The sequence below is a fragment of the Candidatus Oscillochloris fontis genome (genome assembly GCF_004138135.1).
Taxonomy (GTDB): domain Bacteria; phylum Chloroflexota; class Chloroflexia; order Chloroflexales; family Chloroflexaceae; genus Oscillochloris; species Oscillochloris fontis.
In genome coordinates this window covers 1-1,043 of the sequence record NZ_RYFD01000139.1, presented here as the reverse complement: position 1 = coordinate 1,043, position 1,043 = coordinate 1, and the positions used below count along the sequence as shown (strand labels likewise).

The window sequence follows — 1,043 nt, the reverse complement described above, 5'->3', positions numbered from 1 at the left end:
AGATCCTGCACAAAGCGCAGATCATCGGGCAGAAGGTTGCCCAACATCAACCCGGCCAGCAACGGCTCGATCACCGCGCGCACGCGGGGTTCGCGCAGCCGCTCGGCGAGGCTGTCGAGGTGGGTGTCCTGGCGCTGGATCAGCACCTCCTTGGCCGCATCAATCAGATCGGGGGTGATCGGCGTAGCCGAGTCGGGCGCCAGATCTTCCACCGCCACCTTGGCCAAGGCATTCACCAACCAGGGCTGGCCCTGGGTCAGGTGGAAGGCGTGCGCGGTTGCTTCTGGGGTAAAGATCTGGCCGGTAGCCTGGGTATGCTGGGTGTAGAGCGCGGCCACTTCGCTGGCGCTGAAGTTACCGAGGGTAAGCGAACGGCTCTTGATATTGAAGGGGCTGGCCGTCCCCAGGCGGCTACTTCCACCTGCGGCGACCTTGTAGTCGCGCACGTCGCGCATGCCGATCAGCGCCAGGGCGTGCGGAAAGGCGTGGGGGCGTTGCGCATAGCTAGATCGTAGTTGGCGCAAGACCGAAATGAGCGTGGCGTCCTGCAAGGAGTCGATCTCGTCAATCAGTACCACCAACGGGAGGGGCGAGGCTTGCGCCCAGGCGGTGAGTGCCGATCCGATGCGTACCCCTGGAGCCGTATCTGGCCACGGCGGAGGCTGAAGATCGGTTGGTAATTGCCACATGGCACTCTTCTGCCATGAATCTAGAATCGCCAACTCGGCTTTGTCGGGATCTGCATTAAAGGCACTGCCCACCTCCACCGAGAGTAGCACCGCCGTCCACTGGCCGCTGGCGGTGAGTTCCTGGGCCAACGTGAGCATGGCGGTGGTCTTGCCGGTTTGGCGCGGGGCGTGCAGCACGAAGTAGCTTTGCTGCTGGATGAGCCGCATGACCTCCGGGATGCGGGCGGTGGGCGGCAGCATGTAGTGAATATCGGCGCGGCACGGGCCAGCTACGTTAAACCAGCGAGTCATGGGGAGCCTCCACAGCTATGGTTTCCTACCCGCGCACCACCATCACCGCGCGCCCACCCGGTG

1 protein-coding gene is annotated in these 1,043 nt (G+C 63.9%); it reads right to left on the bottom strand.

Annotated features, from left to right (window positions below; translation table 11 throughout):
• The coding region (locus EKD03_RS18295; RefSeq protein ID WP_174842900.1) for an ATP-binding protein at positions 1-980 on the bottom strand (980 nt) is incomplete at its 3' end.
• Positions 981-1,043 lie beyond the last annotated feature (63 nt).